Origin of the sequence: Hyphococcus sp., from assembly GCF_965267305.1 — a bacterium.
In the GTDB taxonomy this organism is placed as follows: domain Bacteria; phylum Pseudomonadota; class Alphaproteobacteria; order Caulobacterales; family Parvularculaceae; genus Hyphococcus.
Genome location: NZ_OZ253945.1, coordinates 1,082,813 through 1,101,572 on the forward strand (window position 1 = coordinate 1,082,813; position 18,760 = coordinate 1,101,572).

Annotated in this window: 17 protein-coding genes; 5 read left to right on the forward strand and 12 right to left on the reverse strand. The window is 60.8% G+C overall.

Annotated elements, in window-relative coordinates; translation table 11 throughout:
* Window positions 1-60: 60 nt before the first annotated feature.
* A complete protein-coding gene (locus ACQY5P_RS05165) occupies window positions 61-1,731 on the reverse strand; it encodes a M28 family metallopeptidase (RefSeq protein ID WP_428409778.1) in 1,671 nt (556 codons plus the stop codon).
* A gap of 202 nt (window positions 1,732-1,933) precedes the next feature.
* On the opposite strand from ACQY5P_RS05165, the gene ACQY5P_RS05170 reads away from it, so the two are divergent.
* Together ACQY5P_RS05170 and ACQY5P_RS05175 are read left to right on the forward strand one after the other, a co-directional pair.
* Window positions 1,934-2,758 carry a hypothetical protein gene (locus ACQY5P_RS05170; RefSeq protein ID WP_428409779.1) on the forward strand — a complete coding sequence of 275 codons (825 nt, stop codon included), beginning with the start codon at window positions 1,934-1,936 and terminating at the stop codon, window positions 2,756-2,758.
* Window positions 2,759-2,761: 3 nt separating this feature from the next.
* On the forward strand, window positions 2,762-3,064 hold the full coding sequence (locus tag ACQY5P_RS05175) for a DUF4286 family protein (protein WP_428409780.1): 303 nt from the start codon (window positions 2,762-2,764) through the stop codon (window positions 3,062-3,064).
* On the opposite strand, the gene ACQY5P_RS05180 is transcribed toward ACQY5P_RS05175, so the two are convergent.
* Together ACQY5P_RS05180 and ACQY5P_RS05185 are read right to left on the reverse strand one after the other, a co-directional pair.
* The gene (locus ACQY5P_RS05180; protein ID WP_428409781.1) at window positions 3,061-3,615 is read right to left on the reverse strand and encodes a GNAT family N-acetyltransferase; all 555 of its coding nucleotides are present in this window, start codon (window positions 3,613-3,615) and stop codon (window positions 3,061-3,063) included. The genes ACQY5P_RS05175 and ACQY5P_RS05180 overlap by 4 nt on opposite strands.
* 95 nt (window positions 3,616-3,710) lie before the next feature.
* Complete coding sequence (locus ACQY5P_RS05185) at window positions 3,711-4,046, reverse strand: YegP family protein (RefSeq protein ID WP_428409782.1); 336 nt, start codon at window positions 4,044-4,046, stop codon at window positions 3,711-3,713.
* A gap of 132 nt (window positions 4,047-4,178) precedes the next feature.
* Here ACQY5P_RS05185 and ACQY5P_RS05190 point away from each other — a divergent pair, with 132 nt between their 5' ends.
* The 3 genes from ACQY5P_RS05190 to ACQY5P_RS05200 all read left to right on the forward strand — a co-directional run bounded on the left by ACQY5P_RS05190 (window position 4,179) and on the right by ACQY5P_RS05200 (window position 9,293).
* Window positions 4,179-6,518 (forward strand): DUF3553 domain-containing protein, encoded by a 2,340-nt coding sequence (locus ACQY5P_RS05190; protein ID WP_428409783.1) that lies wholly within the window; start codon window positions 4,179-4,181, stop codon window positions 6,516-6,518.
* A complete protein-coding gene (locus ACQY5P_RS05195) occupies window positions 6,515-7,402 on the forward strand; it encodes a 50S ribosomal protein L11 methyltransferase (RefSeq protein WP_428409784.1) in 888 nt (295 codons plus the stop codon). Before ACQY5P_RS05190 ends, ACQY5P_RS05195 begins: the two co-directional genes overlap by 4 nt.
* Window positions 7,403-7,475: 73 nt before the next feature.
* Entirely contained in the window at window positions 7,476-9,293 is a 1,818-nt protein-coding gene (locus ACQY5P_RS05200) for an aminopeptidase P family protein (RefSeq protein WP_428409785.1), read from the forward strand.
* On the opposite strand, the gene ACQY5P_RS05205 is transcribed toward ACQY5P_RS05200, so the two are convergent.
* The 9 genes from ACQY5P_RS05205 to ptsP form a co-directional block, all read right to left on the reverse strand.
* On the reverse strand, window positions 9,290-10,036 hold the full coding sequence (locus ACQY5P_RS05205; protein ID WP_428410634.1) for a class I SAM-dependent methyltransferase: 747 nt from the start codon (window positions 10,034-10,036) through the stop codon (window positions 9,290-9,292). The two genes, ACQY5P_RS05200 and ACQY5P_RS05205, sit on opposite strands and share 4 nt — an antisense overlap.
* A gap of 5 nt (window positions 10,037-10,041) precedes the next feature.
* Complete coding sequence (locus ACQY5P_RS05210) at window positions 10,042-10,833, reverse strand: SDR family oxidoreductase (RefSeq protein WP_428409786.1); 792 nt, start codon at window positions 10,831-10,833, stop codon at window positions 10,042-10,044.
* A gap of 67 nt (window positions 10,834-10,900) precedes the next feature.
* A complete protein-coding gene (locus tag ACQY5P_RS05215) occupies window positions 10,901-11,500 on the reverse strand; it encodes a DUF4167 domain-containing protein (RefSeq protein WP_428409787.1) in 600 nt (199 codons plus the stop codon).
* A 300-nt stretch (window positions 11,501-11,800) separates the two neighbouring features.
* Window positions 11,801-12,673: a peptide chain release factor N(5)-glutamine methyltransferase gene (gene prmC / locus ACQY5P_RS05220; RefSeq protein WP_428409788.1), complete on the reverse strand. Its 873-nt coding sequence runs from the start codon at window positions 12,671-12,673 to the stop codon at window positions 11,801-11,803.
* Window positions 12,666-13,739 (reverse strand): peptide chain release factor 1, encoded by a 1,074-nt coding sequence (gene prfA, locus ACQY5P_RS05225; RefSeq protein WP_428409789.1) that lies wholly within the window; start codon window positions 13,737-13,739, stop codon window positions 12,666-12,668. Before prfA ends, prmC begins: the two co-directional genes overlap by 8 nt.
* Window positions 13,740-13,750: 11 nt before the next feature.
* Window positions 13,751-14,125, reverse strand: coding sequence for a putative quinol monooxygenase (locus ACQY5P_RS05230; protein WP_428409790.1), 375 nt, complete (start codon window positions 14,123-14,125; stop codon window positions 13,751-13,753).
* Window positions 14,126-14,193: 68 nt separating this feature from the next.
* Window positions 14,194-15,324, reverse strand: coding sequence for a flavodoxin-dependent (E)-4-hydroxy-3-methylbut-2-enyl-diphosphate synthase (gene ispG, locus ACQY5P_RS05235; protein ID WP_428409791.1), 1,131 nt, complete (start codon window positions 15,322-15,324; stop codon window positions 14,194-14,196).
* A 159-nt stretch (window positions 15,325-15,483) separates the two neighbouring features.
* Complete coding sequence (locus ACQY5P_RS05240; RefSeq protein ID WP_428409792.1) at window positions 15,484-16,317, reverse strand: TonB family protein; 834 nt, start codon at window positions 16,315-16,317, stop codon at window positions 15,484-15,486.
* A gap of 137 nt (window positions 16,318-16,454) precedes the next feature.
* Window positions 16,455-18,746 (reverse strand): phosphoenolpyruvate--protein phosphotransferase, encoded by a 2,292-nt coding sequence (gene ptsP, locus ACQY5P_RS05245; RefSeq protein ID WP_428409793.1) that lies wholly within the window; start codon window positions 18,744-18,746, stop codon window positions 16,455-16,457.
* Window positions 18,747-18,760 lie beyond the last annotated feature (14 nt).

Sequence of the window (18,760 nt, forward strand, 5' to 3'; positions counted from 1 at the left end):
CGCAGGCTTCAGCGTTTGGGTTTCTGGACCCCGGCTTTCGCCGGGGAGATCGGGGCGAGATTATTTTGCAAATAAGTCGCCGAAGAAGTCGCCCTCGTTCCATACCGGCTTTTCCGGCGCGTCGGCGATGGCGCGGGCGATCACATAATTGATCTCTGCAAATCGCGCCAGCTCGCCATAGAGAATGGGCTGAGAGATGTCGTCGCTCGGCTTGTGATAGTGGGTCTTGTAAAAGTCCCAGAATTTTTCCTCGCCGCCATTGCCGAAGCCGGTCCACAAAAAGATCGACGGCACGCCCTGCTCCACAAAGCGGTAATGATCGGAGCGGGTGAAAACGCCGAGCTCGGGAATCGGATCCGGCGCCAGCGCGACGCCAGTCTCCTCAAGCGCCGCTTTCATCACCGGCCCGATGGAAGAGCGTTCAGCGCCGAAGGCGATGACGTCGGTGAACTCATGCAAAATCACCGGCATATCAAGATTGACGTTCGCGACCATTTCTCCACGTCCGATCGTCGGAAAATGCGCGAAATAATCCGCGCCCAGGAGACCCTTCTCCTCCGCCGTCACAGCGAGGATCAGGACGCTGCGCTTCGGCGCGCCCTCCGCCATGAAACGTCGCGCGGCTTCTAGGATGGCCGCAATGCCGGTCGCATTGTCCATGGCGCCGTTATTGATCCCGTCCTTGCCCTCCTCAATGAGCTTTTCATTGAGGCCGATATGATCGAGATGCGCGGTGAGGATCACATATTCGTTTTTGAGCTTCGGATCTGTTCCAGGGATGAGGCCTACGACATTGGGGCTCGAGAAGTCTTCGCGCGTCATCGCGCCGGCCATGGAGATTTTCACTGCAAGATCGAAGCCGCCCACAGAATCCCCTTTTCCATCGGCCGCAGCGAGCGCCGCTTCGTAGCTACGGGGCGCGCCTTCAAAAAGGATCGCGGCTTTGTCCATGTGAACGACCGCCGTCGCCTTGACATTGGGCCCCGACGTCTCCGGCCGGCCGTCCGGCCATTTCCATGTCGTCACGGAATAATCCGGATTGGCGATGCGCCGTTCCCAGGGCGTGCGTTTCTCGCTCGCGGTGGTTTGCAAAGCGATTGCGCCGATGGCCCCGCGGTCAGACGCTTCCTTCGCTTTCAGACTGTTGGAGTTGAAATGCGCACGACTTTCATTGTCGAAAATGTCCGGCGCGCCGGAAAAATAAACAACGACTTTCCCTTCAACGTCCACACCAGCGTAATCATCATGGCCGAAGGCCGGCGCATGGACGCCATAGCCGATGAATATGGCGGGCGCATCGGCGATCTCGAACGCCTCCGACCCAATCGACGGGTAGACGACGAAATCTTTCAGGCTCTCGAGCTTGCGCTTTTCACCGTCAGGCGACGTGACCGACAGCGCCGACGCATCGCGCACGGGCGTTCCCGACACCAGCGGAACCTCCTGCATCCAGCGCCCATTGGCGCCGGGCTTCAGGCCCATTCCTTTCAGGCGCGCAGCCACATAGTCCGCGGCGTCTTCATAGCCTTGCGTTCCGGTTTCGCGGCCCTCGCGCGCATCGTCGGCGAGCCAGGCGATATCGGCGCGAATCCGCGCCGTCGCATCCTCCGCGGTTTGCGCCTCCATTGCGGCGGCGGCAATCTCCGGCGGCGCGGGCGCATCCATGGTGGCGCAGGCGGCGAGCGCGAAAACCGATAGGGCGAGAGTGAGGCGGAAGAATTTGACGGACATGACGACTCCTTCAGGGCGCCGGCGATTAGGGGCGCCGCGTGCAAAAGGGTCAAGACGAAGACGCCATCCGTCTTTGAATTCCCTGGACCCGCCGCCCCTGCCACACTCGTAGTGATGTGATTCTGCAACGCTTTTCGCTGGACCCGCAGGACAGTTGGAACCCCTTTGAACACGAGGTATTATTATCGTCGGGGAGTAACGCATGATGAAGAGACATCCGCTTTTTATCGGCCTTCTGGGTCTTTCCGCAGCCCTCGCAGGCAGCACCGCCGCAGCCGACGCGCCCGGCGGTTACGTTCACGAAAACGGCATCGGTCCGGACCCGGACGGAGACACCAATCCTGCGACCATCACCCGCGTCATCAAACGCGACACGCGCACCCCGGAGGATCTTGACGGCCCTTACCGCGTGATCGATTTCGAAGCGCCGCCGGGCAAGCATGGCGACATTATTCGCGAGGCTTACGCGAAAGAATACGGCGTGCATTTCGGCAAAGGACTGACGCGCCAGGTCTGCAAAGGCCAACGCCGCTTTTATTACGACTCAATCTGCACCTATCCGGCGGCGCCGAGCGGTTTTTACGCGGCCGGATATTATGACTATCTCAATGCGCCGCTGACCATCGAGTTCGATCGGCCTGTATGCGTCGCGACCATGGCGATCTATCCCACCGGCGCTGCGGACGACGAACCCTTCACCGTCACCATCAAGGGATGGGACGAAGCGGGCGTTCCGCTGCCCGACGGCAAGGCCGAATTCGAATGGAACAAAGACACCGTTCGCTGGATGAACATGGCGGGCGCCTATTACATTGGCGGACGGGCGAAAAAGATCGAAGTCAGTATGAAAACCGGCAAGGCGGCTGAAGCGGGCGACATTCTGCGCTTTCTGATCGACGATCTCGCCTTTGTGCAGGACGATTGCGCCGAAGTCCTCGACGGTTACATCGAGGAAGAAACCGCAGAGACTATTGCCGAAGCGGACGATATCGTGGAAGAGAGCGCTGATCTTCCCGAAGGCTCCTGATCATTGCCGCAAACTAAAGAAATTCTCTACGAAGTGATCGCCAGTATCGCACCCGAGGCGCGCGGCGACTATCTCGACTGGCTGAAGCCCCATGTGTCGGAGATGCTCACCTTTGATGGCTTTGTCTCCGGCGAGATCTTCGTTAGCGCCGAAGACGAATGCGAAATCACCAGCGTCTACCGGCTCAAAGACATGGCGGCCATGGACGCTTATCTCGCTGGGCCCGCAAAGAAGATGCGCGCGGACGGCGTAACGCGCTTCGGCGGCGCTCTGGTCGCCCGCCGGCGTATTTTAGAAGCGCTCTAAAGCGCCTTGCGCATCTTGATGACTGTGTTTTTCTGTCCATTGGCGGCGGTCTGCGTCTCGCGGCTCACTTCCTCATAACCGCGCGCGCGGTAGAGCGGTTCGCCCGGCAAGGTCGAGCCGAGTTCGATAGTTTTGAACCCTGCCTTGCGCGCGGCGTTTTCGCCGAGCTCAAGCAACAGCGCGCCAACGCCGCGGCGCGTCCAGTCCGGATGGGTGTACATGGCGCGGATGCGCGCCGCCTCCGTTGCAGGGTCGGAATAAGTATCGTCGCGCCCCTTCGTATGATTGCCGCCGTAAAGCGTCCGCCGCTTGCCCCAGCCGCCGCAGCCGGCCATGACGGTTTTTCCGTCCTTTTCCGCCTCGATGACGAAATAAGTGCCGTCTTCAAGCAATGTCGTGTCGAGACCCATGGTCTCCTGCGCCGCGATGATTTCTTCGGGCGTCAGAAAACCTTTCATGTTTTCAGCAATGGAGGCTTTCATCAGCGCAACAATCGCATCCGTATCGGCTTCGGTGGCGATGCGATGCGTGAAGATGGGTCTGGCGGTCATAAGCGAAATAGGCGCCGCTCGGCGAAAAAATGCAATTCCCCAAAAGAAAACGCCGCCTTCATGCGGGCGGCGCTTCCGAAAATCGGCGGCGGCGTTCAGGCAGTCTGGTCGTCAATCGCGGCGTCCGGGGCGTTTTTCTTCACCGACTCAATGCCGCCCTCCATACCCGAAGAGGCCTCATACATCTCGGACGTGCCGATGACCTGATGGTTCGCGGCCTTGAGGTTGAAATAATGCTTGCCGTTGGACGACTCCTTGCGCTCGTAGCGCGCGTCGTCGGGCGCGTTCTTCTTTACAGAGGCGATGCCGTTTTCAGCGCCGGATTTGTCCTTATAGCCCTCGCTGGCGAGAATTTTCTCGCCATTGCCGGCTTTCAGGCGAAAGCGGAACTCGCCGCCATTGTCTTTGTAGATTTCGAATTTTCCAGCCATCCCACTATCTCCTTCTCAGCGGCCCTTTTTGTCTCCCGCCCAGTCTCGCGATTCAGGCCAATATTGCAATTCTTTCAGGGCTCTATATTTCTTAATGTTCCAGAATCGTTCTCCTTTCGGTACATAGAGTTCATGGCTTCCAATACCGACCGAAAACTCAGCATCTCCGAGCGCGCTATAGCGGCCGCGCAGGGTCGGCCCGCCGCCGAAAACCAGGAGGATGCGCCCTATCTCGAAGGGCTCAACGGGGAACAGCGCGCTGCCGTCCTCGCGACCGAAGGCCCCGTCCTGATGCTCGCCGGCGCCGGCACGGGCAAGACCCGCGCGCTGACGACGCGCCTCGCGCACCTTCTGCACACCGGCTGCGCCCAGCCCTGGCAGATCCTCGCCGTCACCTTCACCAACAAGGCGGCCCGCGAGATGAAGGACCGCATCGCCACGCTCGTCGGCGGCGATGTTGAGGGCATGAAGTGGCTCGGCACCTTCCACTCCATCGGCGCGCAAATCCTGCGCCGCCATGCGGAGCTTGTCGGTCTCAAATCCAACTTCACCATTCTCGACGCCGACGATCAGGCCCGGCTCGCGAAACAGGTGATCGAGGCGGCGAATATCGACGAAAAGCGCTGGACCGGACGCGGCCTCGCCATGGTCATCGACGGCTGGAAAAACCGCGGCCTGACGCCGGAGAAAGTGCCCGCCAACGAAGCCTGGCATTTCGCCGACGGCCGCGGCGTCGATCTCTACAAAGCCTATCAGTCGCGATTGACGACGCTCAACGCCGCCGATTTCGGCGATCTCCTCGTGCACAATCTGACGATCTTCCAGAACAATCCAGACGTGCTCGAAGAATATCAGCGCCGCTTCCGCTACATGCTGGTGGACGAATATCAGGACACCAATGTCGCGCAATATCTGTGGCTGCGGCTCCTCGCACAGAAACACAAGAATATCTGCTGCGTCGGCGACGACGATCAGTCGATTTATGGCTGGCGCGGCGCCGAGGTCGAAAACATCCTCCGTTTTGAAAAGGATTTTCCCGGCGCAACGGTGATCCGTCTTGAACGCAATTACCGCTCGACGCCGTATATTCTCGGCGCGGCGTCAGGTCTCATCGCCGCCAATTCGGAACGCCTCGGCAAGACGCTATGGACCGATCTTGAAGAAGGCGAGAAAGTGAAGGTGCGCGGCGTCTGGGACGGCGAGGAGGAAGCGCGCGTCATCGGCGATGATATCGAAATGGAGCAGTCGAAAGGCCGCTCCCTATCGGACATGGCGGTGCTCGTACGCGCCTCGTTTCAGATGCGCGCCTTCGAGGAACGTTTCAACACGCTGGGCCTCGCCTACAAAGTTGTCGGCGGCCCGCGCTTTTATGAGCGCGAGGAGACTCGGGACGCCCTCGCCTACCTGCGATTGATCCGGTCGCGCGACGACGATCTCGCCTTTGACCGGGTCGTCAACAAACCGAAGCGCGGGCTTGGCGACAAGGCGCTGCAAACTTTGCACAAAATTGCACGGGCGAATGACGTTCCTTTGATGACCGCCTCGCGTCTTGCGCTTGAAAGCGACGATCTCGCCGCCGCGGCGCGGCGCTCTCTGTTGAATTTCCTCGATACGATTGATCGCTGGTCGCGCGACGCCAAAGACATGCCGCCCGCCGATCTTGCAGAACTCGTGCTCGAAGAATCCGGCTATATCGAGATGTGGAAGAACTCCAAAAGCCCGCAGGCCGGCGGGAAGCTCGACAATCTGAAGGAGCTTATCCAGGCCGTGTCGGAATTCGATACGCTCGAAGCCTATCTGGATCACGTTGCGCTCGTCTCTGAACTCAGCGAAAGCTCCGCAGACGGACAGGTCTGGCTAATGACGCTGCACGCCGCGAAGGGCCTTGAATTTCCCGTCGTCTTCCTGCCTGGCTGGGAGGAGGAAATTTTCCCGTCAAAACGCGCCCTCGATGAAAAAGGCAACGCCGCGCTCGAGGAAGAACGCCGTCTCGCTTATGTGGGCGTAACGCGGGCCGAAGAAAGCTGCCGCATCTCTTTCGCCGCCAACCGCCAGATCTACGGGCGCTGGCAGGCGGCGATCCCCTCGCGTTTCATCGACGAATTGCCGGAGGAGCACGTTGAGGTCATTTCCGAGCCCGGGCTTTACGGCAACGCCGCCTCGTCGCTCGCCAGCCACTCCGCCTTTGAAGGCATGAAGCTGAAAGAAGACGCCTATTACGACAATCCTGGCTGGCGGCGCGCCCGCGCGGCGTCATCGCGTCCGGCCGCAACGCCCCCGCTGATCGAAGGTCGCGGCTCGACCGTCTCCGTCTCGGCGCCGGGCAGGTCGAAATACAAGAAAGGCCAGCGCGTTTTTCATCAGAAATTCGGCTATGGAAAAATCGCCTCTATCGAAGGCCAGAAGCTTACCGTTGATTTCGAGCATTCGGGACCGAAAAAAGTTATCGATACTTTCGTTGAGGCTGCGTGACCAAACACTCTGTCAAACTGACCTGGGCCGGCGAGAAAGCGCCGCTCGAAAATCTGGGCGATGCGCTCGGCGAAATCCTGTGGCCGCCGGCAGGCGCGGTCAGCCTCTCCAAAGATGACGCGACCGTTGAAGACGGCGCCAGCGCCTGGCGGCTTGATGCATATTTTGAACAGATGCCGGACATGGACGCGGTGAGCGCCATCGCCGCTGCACAAGGCGTCGGAGAAGCCGTCATTGAAGAGCTCCCCGACATCGACTGGGTGGCCCATGCGCTTGAAGGGCTCGGCGTTGTCCGATGCGGCCGGTTCGTCCTTTATGGCGTGCATGACGCAGATAAACTACCGGATGAAGACGGCGACATCCCGATCCGCATCGACGCCAATATGGCGTTCGGCACCGGGCATCATCCGACAACCGCCGGATGCCTCACCCTCCTTGATCGCTTCGCCGGCTTCGCGCCGAAAAAAGCGCTCGATCTCGGTTGCGGTTCGGCGGTGCTCGCCATTGCGGCGGCGAAAATCTGGAAGCGGCAGATTCTGGCGACGGATATCGACGAAGACTCCGTTGCGATTGCGGCGGAAAACGTCGAGATGAACGATGCTGAGGACTATGTCATCACGCTTGCCGCCGACGGCTTCAATCATGAGACGATCAGGGAGGCCGCGCCTTTCGATTTCGTTTTTGCAAATATTCTCGCCGGGCCGCTTGCCGAACTCGCGCCGGGGATGGCGGAACATGTCGCCAAAAACGGGCGGGTGATGCTGGCGGGTCTGATGACGGAACAGGAAGAAGGCGTCGTTTCGGCCTATGAGGCCGCCGGTTTTCGCCTCATCAACCGTCTCGACCAGCCGACCTGGCCGGTGCTGCTCTTTGTAAAAATGTAACCGCGCCCGCCTTGTGGGCGGAGCCTCGAAGCGCGATATTCCGGCCAGCGCAATTCAGCTTTGGATGAATTTCATGTTCCAGACTTTCGAGCCCGTTTCCGACCGCTCTTTCGCCGGCAAACACTTGCCGCTTCTGCGCGCGGAACTGAAGAAGCAAAACCTCGACGGTTTCCTCATCCCCCATGATGACGAGTATCAGAACGAATACATTCCCGCTTACGCAGAAAGACTGATGTGGGCGACCGGTTTTTCCGGATCCGCCGGTGCCGCGCTGATCATGCTCGACAAGGCGGTGATGTTCACCGACGGGCGTTACACGCTTCAGGTGCGCGCGCAGGCCGACAGCGCGTTCTTCGATTATGTGGACCTCATGGAAACGCCGCCCGATGCGTGGCTCGCTGAAAACGCGCGCAACGGCGCGCGCATCGGTTATGACCCCATGCTGCACACGACAGCGGGCGTTAAAAAACTTAAAAGCGCTGCGGTGAAAGCGGGATTCGAGCTCGTCGCCGTCGCGCACAATCCCGTGGACGCCGCGTGGAAGGATCAGCCCGCCGCGCCGATGGCGCCGGTGAAACCGCACGATCTGAAATTTGCGGGAAAGTCGTCGGAAGAAAAGCGGAAAGAGATCGCCGCCGCGGTCGCCAAAGCCGGCGCCGACACGGCGCTCATCACCGCGCCGCCTTCCATTGCGTGGCTCTTTAATGTGCGCGGAGCCGACGTTTCCCGTTCGCCCCTGCCGCTCGGGCGCGCGCTGATCAACAAAGACGGCACCGCGACGCTGTTCGTGGCGCCGGAAAAAGTCGGCAATGAGCTGCCCGGGTTTCTCGGCGATGATGTGGATATCCGCGCCGAAACCGATGTCGCCGCAGCCCTCGAAAAGCTCGGGAAACAAGGCGCGAAAGTCGCCGTCGATCCGGCGCTCGCGCCGGCGAAATATGTGGACGATCTGAAAGCGGCCGGCGCTGTCGTCGTCGATCTGACCGACCCTTGCGCGCTGCCACGCGCCGCGAAAAACGAAACTGAAATCGCGGGAACGCGCGCGGCGCATATTCGCGACGGCGCTGCGATCACCATTTTTCTGCACTGGCTCGATACGCATGCGCAGTCCGGCGAGGTCGATGAGATCGCCGCTGCACAAAAGCTCGAATCCATCCGCATGCAGTCGGACATGCTACGGGATTTAAGCTTCGACACGATTTCCGGCGCCGGGCCAAACAGCGCCCTGCCCCATTATCGCGTTTCGACGGAATCGAACATCAAACTTGCCCGCAACTCGCTCTATCTGGTCGATTCCGGCGGACAATATCCTGACGGCACCACCGACATCACCCGCACCGTGCCCATCGGCGAGGCGAGCGACGAAATGCGCGACCGTTTCACCCGCGTGCTGAAAGGCCACATTGCGCTCGCCACAATGAAGTTTCCTGCGGGGACCACAGGCCACCAACTCGACATGATCGCGCGCAAACCAATGTGGGATGCAGGTCTCGATTACGACCATGGGACAGGCCACGGCGTCGGCTCGTTCCTCGGCGTCCATGAAGGCCCGCAGCGCATCGCCAAGGCGCCGAATACACAGGCCCTCAAACCCGGCATGATCCTTTCCAACGAGCCCGGCTATTACAAGGAAGGCGCATTCGGCATCCGCATTGAGAATCTCATTGTGGTCACACCTCCGAAGCCGGTCAAAGGCGGCGAGCGCGAAATGATTGAGTTCGAAACCATCACGCTGGCGCCCATCAATCTCGATCTCGTCAAAACCGATTTGCTAACCGACGACGAACGGCAATGGCTCAATGATTACCACGCGCGCGTCCGCAAAACCCTGGCGCCGCTGCTTCCGCCGGCGATCAAGGACTGGTTCGAAAACGCAACCCGCGCGCTTTAGCCTTTGATCCCAAGCGCGCCTATGACTGGAACCGTGAAGGTCACGGTTTCGCCGAAGCCTGTCAGCGCGCTTTTCACGGAGACGAAATAGTCATCGCCGCCATTGTCGCGGGCGTAATCGCGCGCAAAAGAGAAAGTTGAGATGAGGCCAGCCGCCATCTCCGACGGCAATCGGTGGTTCAAGACCTGCCGGTATGGCACGACGGAAGCGAAGACTCCGCTTTCCTCCAACGCCTTTCGATAATTGTAACACTCGACAAGACGCCGGTCGCGATAGGCCGCCCACTTCTTGAATTCGCTCGCATAGAAATCGCCCACCGGCCCCGGGACTTCGAAAGCGTCAAAGGCGAAAGGAAAGAATGCCCCGCCTGATTTCAGCCAGCGCGCGGCGTTGCGGCAGATCAGATTCTGATCCATCCAGTGAAACGCTGTGGCGGAGATCGCCGCATCAAGACTGGCTTCGCTAAAGGCCGCCTCTTCCGCCGAAGCCACTGCTATTTCCGCATTCGCAGGAAGCTGAGCCGCCTGCGCCAGCCGCGCATCGGGCTCGATGGCGGTCACTTGATCGAACAGCCGCGCCAGCGTCTGCGTCGCCTGTCCCGAACCGGCGCCGAGATCGGCGGCCCGCGACCGCCCGCTTGTCACATGCGCGATCAAAAAATCGAAAACCTCCGGCGGATATTGCGGGCGATAGGCTGAATAGCGGTCCGCCGCTTCGCCGAAATTCTTCGACGGATCGGCCATAGCGTTCACAGCTCTCCCAGCGCGATGAGCGTCCCGCCGTCGATAATCATCGCCTGCCCGGTCATCCAGCGCCCTGCGGGCGACGCGAGAAACACCGCGGCGCCGGCGATGTCGTCGGGCTCGCCGAAGCGGCGCAGAGGCAGACGCTGGGTCATCATCTTTTCGACCTTCGGATCCTTCCAGAGCGCTTCGGCGAATTTAGTTTTGACGACGCCCGGACAGATGCAATTGACGCGCACATTATCGGGCCCTGCCTCCACTGCGAGATTGCGCGCAAGCTGAAGATCCGCCGCCTTCGAGATATTATAGGCGCCGATGGCGGCCGAACCCACAAAGCCGCCAACCGAAGAGATGATCACAATCGCGCCGTCTTTTTTCGCGCGCATCTCCGGCAGCGCCATCTGCGCAAGCCAGTGCGTGGCTTTCACATTGCAGGTGAGAATCTTGTCGAACTGTTCGTCGGTCATCTCCGACGAAGGCCCGAAATAGGGATTGACCGCCGCATTCACGACAAGAATGTCGGCCGGGCCCCATTTGGCTTTCGTGTCATCCACAAGGCGCTGTAACTCCTCTTTGTGGGAAATATTGCAGGCGACAGGGAACGCAGCCTCGCGGCCTTCTTCTTGATTGATCGACTCGACGACGCTCTGGCAGGCGTCGATCTTGCGGCTCGATACAATAACGTTGGCGCCGTGCTGGGCGAGACGGCGCGCAATCGCCTCGCCGATGCCGCGCGAGGCGCCGGTGACGATGGCGGTCTTACCCGCCAGATCGAATAAAGATTTAGGACAGTCCATGCGTTTCCTCTCTTTTTATGATCGAGGTTACGCGATCGGGCCGTCAAGCAGTAGATGAGACGCGGATTTATTCCGCTGCGGCTGCGGCCGGCGTCTCGGCGCTATCTTCATCCTTCTTCACGCTGCGGCGCGGAGTCCGGCGGCGGCGCGGCTTTTTTTCCTCGTCGCCAGAATCTGGGCCAGAATCTGGGCCAGCATCGGGAGCAGCGGCTTTCGGTTCGTCATCCCCGGCGGATGCCGATTCCTTGTCGGCGTCATTGTCACCTTGATCGCCGGCGCCCTGATCGCCAGACCTCTGCTCGCCTGCTCCATCATCGGCGCCATTGCGGCGGCCGCGCTGCTGATGACGCGAATCGCGCTGAGGCTGCTGGTCCTGATCGTTGTCGTCGATGCTGGGTTGGTCGCCCTCGGCGTCCGCGCCTTGATGATTCGGCTGCTGCGCGGGCTGCATGGAGCGGATCAGGCGAAAATAGTGTTCTGCGTGCTGAAGATAGTTTTCAGCTTTCACACGGTCGCCGGAGGACGAGGCGTCACGGGCGAGCTGCTGATATTTGTCGTAAATCTGGTTGGCGGTGCCCCGGATGCGGACATCGGGCCCATTGGAGTCGAGCGCCCGGTTCGGATTTGCGCCACCCGGGCGACGGCGTTGGTTTCGACCACGCTTCATATGATTACCTTTAACAATTCCCCTTCCGAAAAGCGGGCACGCCCGTCTTTTCGCGATGAAACAGTCTTTGTCTGCTAACGGCGGAAGGAGCCCGCCCGTTTCTTCATGCGATTGTCTTGTTCCTTGCGCAGCAGGGCTGCGGGATCAGCGCCGACTGTTTCCGAAAAAAGCGATCCCCGAAATGGATCACGCCAAGGCCGGACGATGGTCGGATGCAAGACCGGGCCGCCGATGATTCAAGGAAGCGAAAGGCGTTGAACCCCTGTCTTGGACTGTATGATAGTGTCTGCCCCACGCATTTCAATCCTTTTTTTCCCTCTTTCTTAAGTCGAATCCGGCCCCGCGCGGACGTTTGGCGAGATCGTAAAGGGTAAATATTGCGTCTCCGGGGGCTATCTCTCCGAGCATGGCGCCAAGCGAATCGGCCTGATCTGCGCCGCATTCCATAAGAACCAGCGCGTCCCCGGCGAGATGGCCTGGAAGCTCTTTCAGGATGGCCCGGTAGGCGTCGAGGCCGTCCGGGCCGGCGAAAAGCGCCCCATGAGGCTCGAAAGCCGCGACATCCTGGGAAAGGGTTGAGGCGTCCGTTTCGCGTATATAGGGCGGATTGGCGATCACGACATCGAAGGCCCCAGACAAGGGCGCCAGCCAGTCCCCGGCGGCGAAGGACGCCCTTTCGGCCAAGCCTAGCGAGGCGGCGTTTTCCCTTGCGACGGCGAGCGCCGCAGCCGACAGGTCGACGCCCACCCCGCGGGCCTCGGGAAACTCCGTCAGGAGCGCACAGAGAAGACAGCCGGAGCCGGTCCCGAGATCGGCGATGCGCAGCCTCTCCTCCTTTCCCCGCCGCTTGATCGCCGCCTCGATCAGCGCGCCGGAATCGTCGCGCGGGATCAGGACGTCCGGCGTCACTTTGAACGTCAGGCTCCAGAATTCTTTTTCGCCGGTGATATAGGCGACCGGCTCCGACGATGCACGGCGCTTGAGGAGTTCGGAATATCGATTGTAGTCATCGCCGGAAAGCAACGCATCGGCATTCGCGATCAGTGACGCGTCATCGGCGCCGAGCGCGCGCTTTAAAAGAATGCGCGCATCGAGTTGCGGCGTCTCGCTGTTCGCCAGAAATTTGGCGCCGCTTCTCAACGCTTCGCCAATGGTCAGCGATGCATCAGGCATCTTCCTGCATTTCCGACAGGCGGTCGGCGCGGTCCTGCGCGCGCAATTCCTCGATAATGGGATCGAGCGCGTCGCCGCGAATGACCTCGTCGAGATTGTGCACGGTCAACCCGATGCGATGATCGGTAACGCGGCTCTGCGGAAAGTTATAGGTGCGGATGCGCTCTGACCGGTCGCCGGTGCCGACCATGCCTTTCCGCGCGGCTGCGCGTTCGGCATCGGCGCGGGCGCGTTCGGCCTCGTAAAGCCGGGCGCGCAGGATCTTCATCGCTTTCGCACGGTTCTTATGCTGCGATTTCTCATCCTGCTGCGAGACGACGACGCCGGTCGGAATGTGCGTGATGCGGACGGCAGAGTCCGTTGTGTTCACCGACTGACCGCCGGGACCGGAAGCGCGGAAGACGTCGATGCGAAGATCGGATTCCTTGATCTCGATGTCGACTTCTTCGGGTTCCGGCAGCACCGCCACCGTCGCCGCGGAGGTGTGAACGCGGCCTTGGGTTTCCGTTTCCGGGACGCGCTGGACCCGGTGAACGCCCGACTCGAATTTCATCTTGGCGAAAACGCCGTCGCCGGAAATGTTCGCCTGAATTTCCTTATAGCCGTTCTTTTCGGATTCCGACGCGGAAAGCACCTCCACCTTCCAGCCCTGAAGCTGCGCATAGCGCTGATACATACGGAAAAGATCGCCGGCGAAAATCGCGGCCTCATCGCCGCCAGTGCCGGCTCGCACTTCAAGAATGACAGATGAATCGTCAGCCTTGTCTTTCGGCAACAGCATAAGCTGAAGATCGTGCTCGATCTCCGGCGCTTTCTCCTTCAACTCCTGCAACTCGTCATAAGCCATTTCGGCCATCTCCTTGTCGTCGCTTTCGGAAAGCTCTTTGAGTTCCTTCATCTGCTTGCGGGCGGAGGAAAGCTCCCGCGCTTTTTCGACAACTTCTTTCAGTTCGCCATGCTCTTTCGAGAGACGCACGATATCGTCCGCCTTGCTCGCCGTGGACATGGCGGCTTCGAGCTTTTCGAATTTCGCGACGAGCGCGTCGAGTTTTTCCTGAGGGATCATAACTTATGCAATCAGAGTTTATCGTTGTAACGCAGCACCGGCGTTTCAGTAAGCATCGTCAGGATATTCGACCAATCGCCCGATTCCACAATGCGATCATAATGGGCGCGGTGGAGCGCGCGGCTTTCCCACTTTTCGATAAGCGTGAAGGTCAACGGATCGTCCGCGTCGCGGTAGACAATGGCGGTCTCAAAGCCTTCCTCACTCGCCATGCCTTCATTGATGCCGGTCATGATCGGCAAGAAATCGTCCAGACGGTCTTCGGCCACATGAAATACGATGATGAGATGGGTCGCTTCCCCTTCCGCAGACGCAGCCTCAGCGCCGCCCCGCGCGCAGGATGCAAGGACCAGCGCAACTAGCGCAAGCGTAATCGTTTTTATCATTCTTCTTCTTTCTTCATGAAAAAACGCGCGCGAGGGATGCCTCACGCGCGCTTATCGATGTTGTTTCGCTACTCCGCGGCGACGGACTGGGCTTCTTCCTCAGCCTTGATTTCGGCCGCGCGTTTTTCGACCAGTTCGACAAGGTGATCGACAAGCTCAGAATTGTCGATGCGGTGATCGACTTCGCCATTCAGGTAGATCATGCCGTGCTCCTTGCCGGCGCCGCCGCCGGTGAAGCCGATATCGGTCTCGCGCGCCTCGCCCGGCCCGTTGACGACGCAGCCAATGACGGAAAGCGTCATGGGCGTCGTGATATGCGCCAAGCGTTTTTCAAGTGTTTCGACAGTGTCGATGACGTTGAAGCCCTGACGCGCGCAGGACGGACAGGAAATCACATTGACGCCGCGATGGCGCAGATTGAGGGACTTCAGAATGTCGTAGCCGGCCTTGATCTCTTCGACCGGATCGGCGGAAAGCGAAACGCGGATCGTGTCGCCGATGCCGGCCCAGAGAAGATTGCCTAGACCGATGGCCGATTTAATCGAACCGATGCGAAGCCCGCCCGCCTCGGTGACGCCGAGATGCAAAGGGCAGTCGATGGCTTCGGCGAGCGCATGATAGGCGGCGACCGTCAGGAACACATCCGACGCCTTCACCGAAATCTTGAACTCGTGGAAGTCATTGTCCTGAAGAATTTTGGCGTGGTCGAGAGCGCTTTCGACCATCGCTTCGGGACAGGGCTCGCCGTATTTTTCGAGAAGGTCTTTCTCAAGGCTGCCGCCATTGACGCCGATGCGCATGGAGCAGCCATGGTCCTTCGCCGCCTTAATGACTTCGCGCACGCGCTCTTCCGAACCGATATTGCCGGGATTGATGCGAAGGCACGCGGCGCCCGCCTCGGCCGCCTCGATGCCGCGCTTATAATGGAAGTGAATATCCGCGACGATCGGCACGGGAACGTTTTTGCAGATTTCTTTCAGCGCCTTTGTCGATTCCACATCAGGACAGGACACGCGCACGATGTCGGCGCCAGCCTCGGCAATCTCGTTCACCTGACGGATCGTCGCCTGCGCGTCTGAGGTCAGGGTGTTGGTCATGGACTGGACGGCGATGGGCGCGTCGCCGCCCACGGGCACATTGCCCACCATGATCTGACGGCATTTGCGGCGCTCGATATCGCGCCAGGGACGGACTGACATGGGACCTGCCTTCGCCTTTCGGGGGCTTTTAAAAAAGCCGTAAATTCACCGCCAAGATTGCGCGCCCGGCGGCGAAGTCAAGCCCTGCGTCCGGCCTCTCGCTCAAAGGCGCATAAAATGGCGGCCTCGCCAGTTTAAAGGCTTACTGGGTGCGCCTTTTCAGGGACGCTGATAGCGGAAAACGTGGACCTGATCGTAGGACGGCTTAGCGACGCCGTCGACGGTGCGCGGCTCATAACGCCAGCGCCGGAGCGCATTGAGCGAGGCTTCCTCGAAACAGGGATTGGTGGAGCCCGCGACCCGCTCCGCGGCGATGCGGCCCGAAGAGGTGACCGTGAAGGCGACGGTCACCGTCTCGACGCTCTGCGCGCCTGCGGCGCAGCGATAGGGATAGACAGGATCCACCTGCTCCATGAGGCGCGCCTCAATGACGTTCCCGGCCACCGGCGCGGGCGCAGGCGTGGAGGCTATGGCCGGCGCCGCCGCCGCGGGCGCCTCCCCGGCGGCTTCGCCGATTGGGGTCACTTTGCTTGTCAGGGTGATCTGCCAGGCGCTCCAGATGATGAAGGCGATAATTGCAATGAAAACCGGCAACGACATGTCGCGGCCATGGGTGTCTGCCGTCTCTTCGGCTGCGCGAAATTTTTCAGCGTCGACTTTCTGGGGCGAGTCATAGCCCGCGTCGAACTTGAACTGCTCCACCGCGGCGCGCGCATCGACGGCCAGGAATTCCGCGTAGGTGCGCACGAAGCCGAGCGCATAGGGGCGCGCCGGAAGCTTCGCTGCGTCCGCCGCCTCGATGGCGGCCAGATGGTTTTCGCGGATATGCGTGCGCGCTGCGGCTTCGCGAAGATTGATGCCGCGGCTTTCGCGCACAGCCGCAAGCCGCGCGCCCACATGTTCGAATTCCCCCGCGTCGGCGGCGAGGCGCGCCCGCGCATCAGCCATGTCGACGATTTCCGCTGAGCCGTTCGCTGTCGCTCCGCTGGCCATGCTTAGTCCTTGCGCCTCTCGCTTCGATCCGCCCTTCGAATCCGCAGCTTTTGCAGCATAGCAAAAAAGCCGCGCCGAATGGCGTCTTTATGGTGAAATATCACCCATGTTTAAGCAGGAATGCGTTAACCTGTGATTTATTCAAGGACGACGCCCGCGTCTTTCAGATATTGCCTGAAAGCGGGACGCAGGGAGACTTGCGGCTCAGCCATGTTGGCGTCAAGCCAGTCGGACGCCGCCTTGGCGTCGAGGCTGCGCACCAAACGCCGGAACGGGCCGACAAAAGCAGCGGGCAGCGAGAACAACCGCACCCCCACCCCGATCAGCGCCGCCGCCGTCACTGGGTCCGCTGTCTGTTCGCCGCAATAGGACAACGGAGTCCCGGTGCGGGACACTTTTTCCACGGTGTTTTTGAGGAAGCTCAAAAAGCCGCCATTCATGGGATCGTAGCGCCGCTGCACGCGCTCGGAGTCACGGTCAGCGGCGAAATAGAATTGCGCGAGGTCGTTGCCGCCCACCGAAAGGAAGTCGACCTTCTGCGCGATCAGATCCGCGCGCCAGGCCGAGGACGGCGTTTCGATCATCGCGCCGACCTTGATCGCGTCGGGCAGCTCCTTGTCGCGGCGTTTCGCACGGTCGATCTCACGGTCGAGCAGCGCGCGGATGTCGTCGACTTCCGCCGGCAGGGTGACGAAGGGGAACATCACCCACAGCGTCCGGCCCGCCGCCGCGGAAAGAAGCGCGCGCAATTGCGGGCGGATCATGCCCGGCCGGTCCACCGCCATGCGCAAGCCCCGCCAGCCCATGGCAGGGTTCACCTCATTGCCGTGGTCCATATAGGGCGCGGTCTTGTCACCGCCGATGTCGGCGGTGCGGAAGATCACGGGCTTGCCGCCGGCGAGATCGAGCGCCTCGCGGTAAAGCGCCTCCTGGCTGGCGACGCTCGGAAGTTGCGAGCCAATGAGAAACTGAAGCTCCGTGCGGAAGAGGCCCACGCCCTCCGCGCCCGTCTGTTCAAGGAACGGCATGTCGAGAGCAAGGCCGGCGTTCATCATGATCGCGACGTCAGCGCCGTCCTTGGTGCGCGAGGGGAGATTTTTCTCGCTGACATAGCTCGCTTCAAGTTCGCGATACCGGCGCTGCTTGGCGCGGAAATCTTCAAGCGTTTCCGGCGACGGGCGGATGTGAATTTCGCCGGCGTCGCCATCGATCACCGCCGGATCGCCCTCCTCCGTCAGCTCCATGGCCTCCGGCGCGCCGGTGACCATGGGCAGTTTCAGCGCGCGCGCGACGATGGCCACATGGGAGGTCGCAGAAACCTCGCCGAGGACGAGGCCTTTCAGGCGCTTGCGGTCGTATTCGAGAAGCTCCGCCGGGCCCATGGTGCGCGCGATGAGGATGGTTTCATCGAAAAGCGCGCGTTTGCCCACGCTCTTGTCGCCAGCGAGATGGCGCAACAGCCGGTTCGACAGATCGTCGAGATCGTGCATGCGTTCGCGCAGATAAGGGTCGCGCGATTGCGAAAGGCGGGCGCGGTTCTCCGCCTTCACCTGCTCCACCGCCGATTCCGCCGTAAGCCCCGAAAACACGGCGGCGCGGAGGCGATCCTTCCAGCCGCGGTCATAGGCGAAAAGGCGATAGGTTTCGAGAACCTCGCGCGACACGCCGCTCAAAGACGCATTCATCGCCAGCATCGCGTCGACCGATTGACGCAGATCATTAAGCCCTTCCTCAAGGCGCGAAGCCTCCGCCGCCGGATTTTGCGCAAACACTTTATGCTTGGGCGCCGGAGGCTGCAGGAACACCGCCTTGCCCGTGGCGATGCCGGAAACAATGCCGAAGCCTTTGAGCTTTTCCGGACGGTGGAGCATGGCCCCGACCGCCTCGGTCTCTTCCTGGCTCAGGAGTTCGCCCGATGCGGCGATTTCGGCGAGCAGCGTCGCAACCGCCTGCACCGCCTCGATCTCTTCATGGGTGTATTCGCGCGCCGCCTTGTTCTGGACCACAAGAACGCCGAGCGTCTTGCCCGAGCGGATCAGGGGCACGCCGAGAAATGAATGTAGCGGATCCTCGCCGGTCTCCGGGCGATAGGAGAAGGCCGGATGTTTCGGCGCTTCGGCCGTCACCATGGGGCTTGCACGCTTCGCCACGAGGCCCACAAGGCCCTCGCCCCATTTGAGACGGGTTTTGTGAACGGCGCCGGGGTTCAGACCTTCCGTGGAATAGAGCTCCAGGACATCGTCCGGCCGGCGCAGATAGATCGAGCAGACATCCGCGACCACATGGCTGGCGATGACTTTCGTCAACAGGTCGAGGCGTTCCTGCGCGCTTGAATCATGCGCGACGGCGTCGCGCATGCGCTTCAGGAGCACGGTGATGCCCTGGTCGCCATGTCCGCCGTGAGGCGGGCGTGTTTTCTCAATGCTCATCGCGGCCTTTCGCT

What these genes read in the sequence shown, in the direction of transcription:
- ACQY5P_RS05165 (WP_428409778.1), bottom strand. Translation starts at nt 1,731, where the DNA reads ATGTCCGTCAAATTCTTCCGCCTCACTCTCGCCCTATCGGTTTTCGCG.
- ACQY5P_RS05170 (WP_428409779.1), top strand. Translation starts at nt 1,934, where the DNA reads ATGATGAAGAGACATCCGCTTTTTATCGGCCTTCTGGGTCTTTCCGCA.
- ACQY5P_RS05180 (WP_428409781.1), bottom strand. Translation starts at nt 3,615, where the DNA reads ATGACCGCCAGACCCATCTTCACGCATCGCATCGCCACCGAAGCCGAT.
- ACQY5P_RS05185 (WP_428409782.1), bottom strand. Translation starts at nt 4,046, where the DNA reads ATGGCTGGAAAATTCGAAATCTACAAAGACAATGGCGGCGAGTTCCGC.
- ACQY5P_RS05190 (WP_428409783.1), top strand. Translation starts at nt 4,179, where the DNA reads ATGGCTTCCAATACCGACCGAAAACTCAGCATCTCCGAGCGCGCTATA.
- ACQY5P_RS05200 (WP_428409785.1), top strand. Translation starts at nt 7,476, where the DNA reads ATGTTCCAGACTTTCGAGCCCGTTTCCGACCGCTCTTTCGCCGGCAAA.
- ACQY5P_RS05205 (WP_428410634.1), bottom strand. Translation starts at nt 10,036, where the DNA reads ATGGCCGATCCGTCGAAGAATTTCGGCGAAGCGGCGGACCGCTATTCA.
- ACQY5P_RS05210 (WP_428409786.1), bottom strand. Translation starts at nt 10,833, where the DNA reads ATGGACTGTCCTAAATCTTTATTCGATCTGGCGGGTAAGACCGCCATC.
- ACQY5P_RS05215 (WP_428409787.1), bottom strand. Translation starts at nt 11,500, where the DNA reads ATGAAGCGTGGTCGAAACCAACGCCGTCGCCCGGGTGGCGCAAATCCG.
- prmC (WP_428409788.1), bottom strand. Translation starts at nt 12,673, where the DNA reads ATGCCTGATGCATCGCTGACCATTGGCGAAGCGTTGAGAAGCGGCGCC.
- prfA (WP_428409789.1), bottom strand. Translation starts at nt 13,739, where the DNA reads ATGATCCCTCAGGAAAAACTCGACGCGCTCGTCGCGAAATTCGAAAAG.
- ACQY5P_RS05230 (WP_428409790.1), bottom strand. Translation starts at nt 14,125, where the DNA reads ATGATAAAAACGATTACGCTTGCGCTAGTTGCGCTGGTCCTTGCATCC.
- ispG (WP_428409791.1), bottom strand. Translation starts at nt 15,324, where the DNA reads ATGTCAGTCCGTCCCTGGCGCGATATCGAGCGCCGCAAATGCCGTCAG.
- ACQY5P_RS05240 (WP_428409792.1), bottom strand. Translation starts at nt 16,317, where the DNA reads ATGGCCAGCGGAGCGACAGCGAACGGCTCAGCGGAAATCGTCGACATG.
- ptsP (WP_428409793.1), bottom strand. Translation starts at nt 18,746, where the DNA reads ATGAGCATTGAGAAAACACGCCCGCCTCACGGCGGACATGGCGACCAG.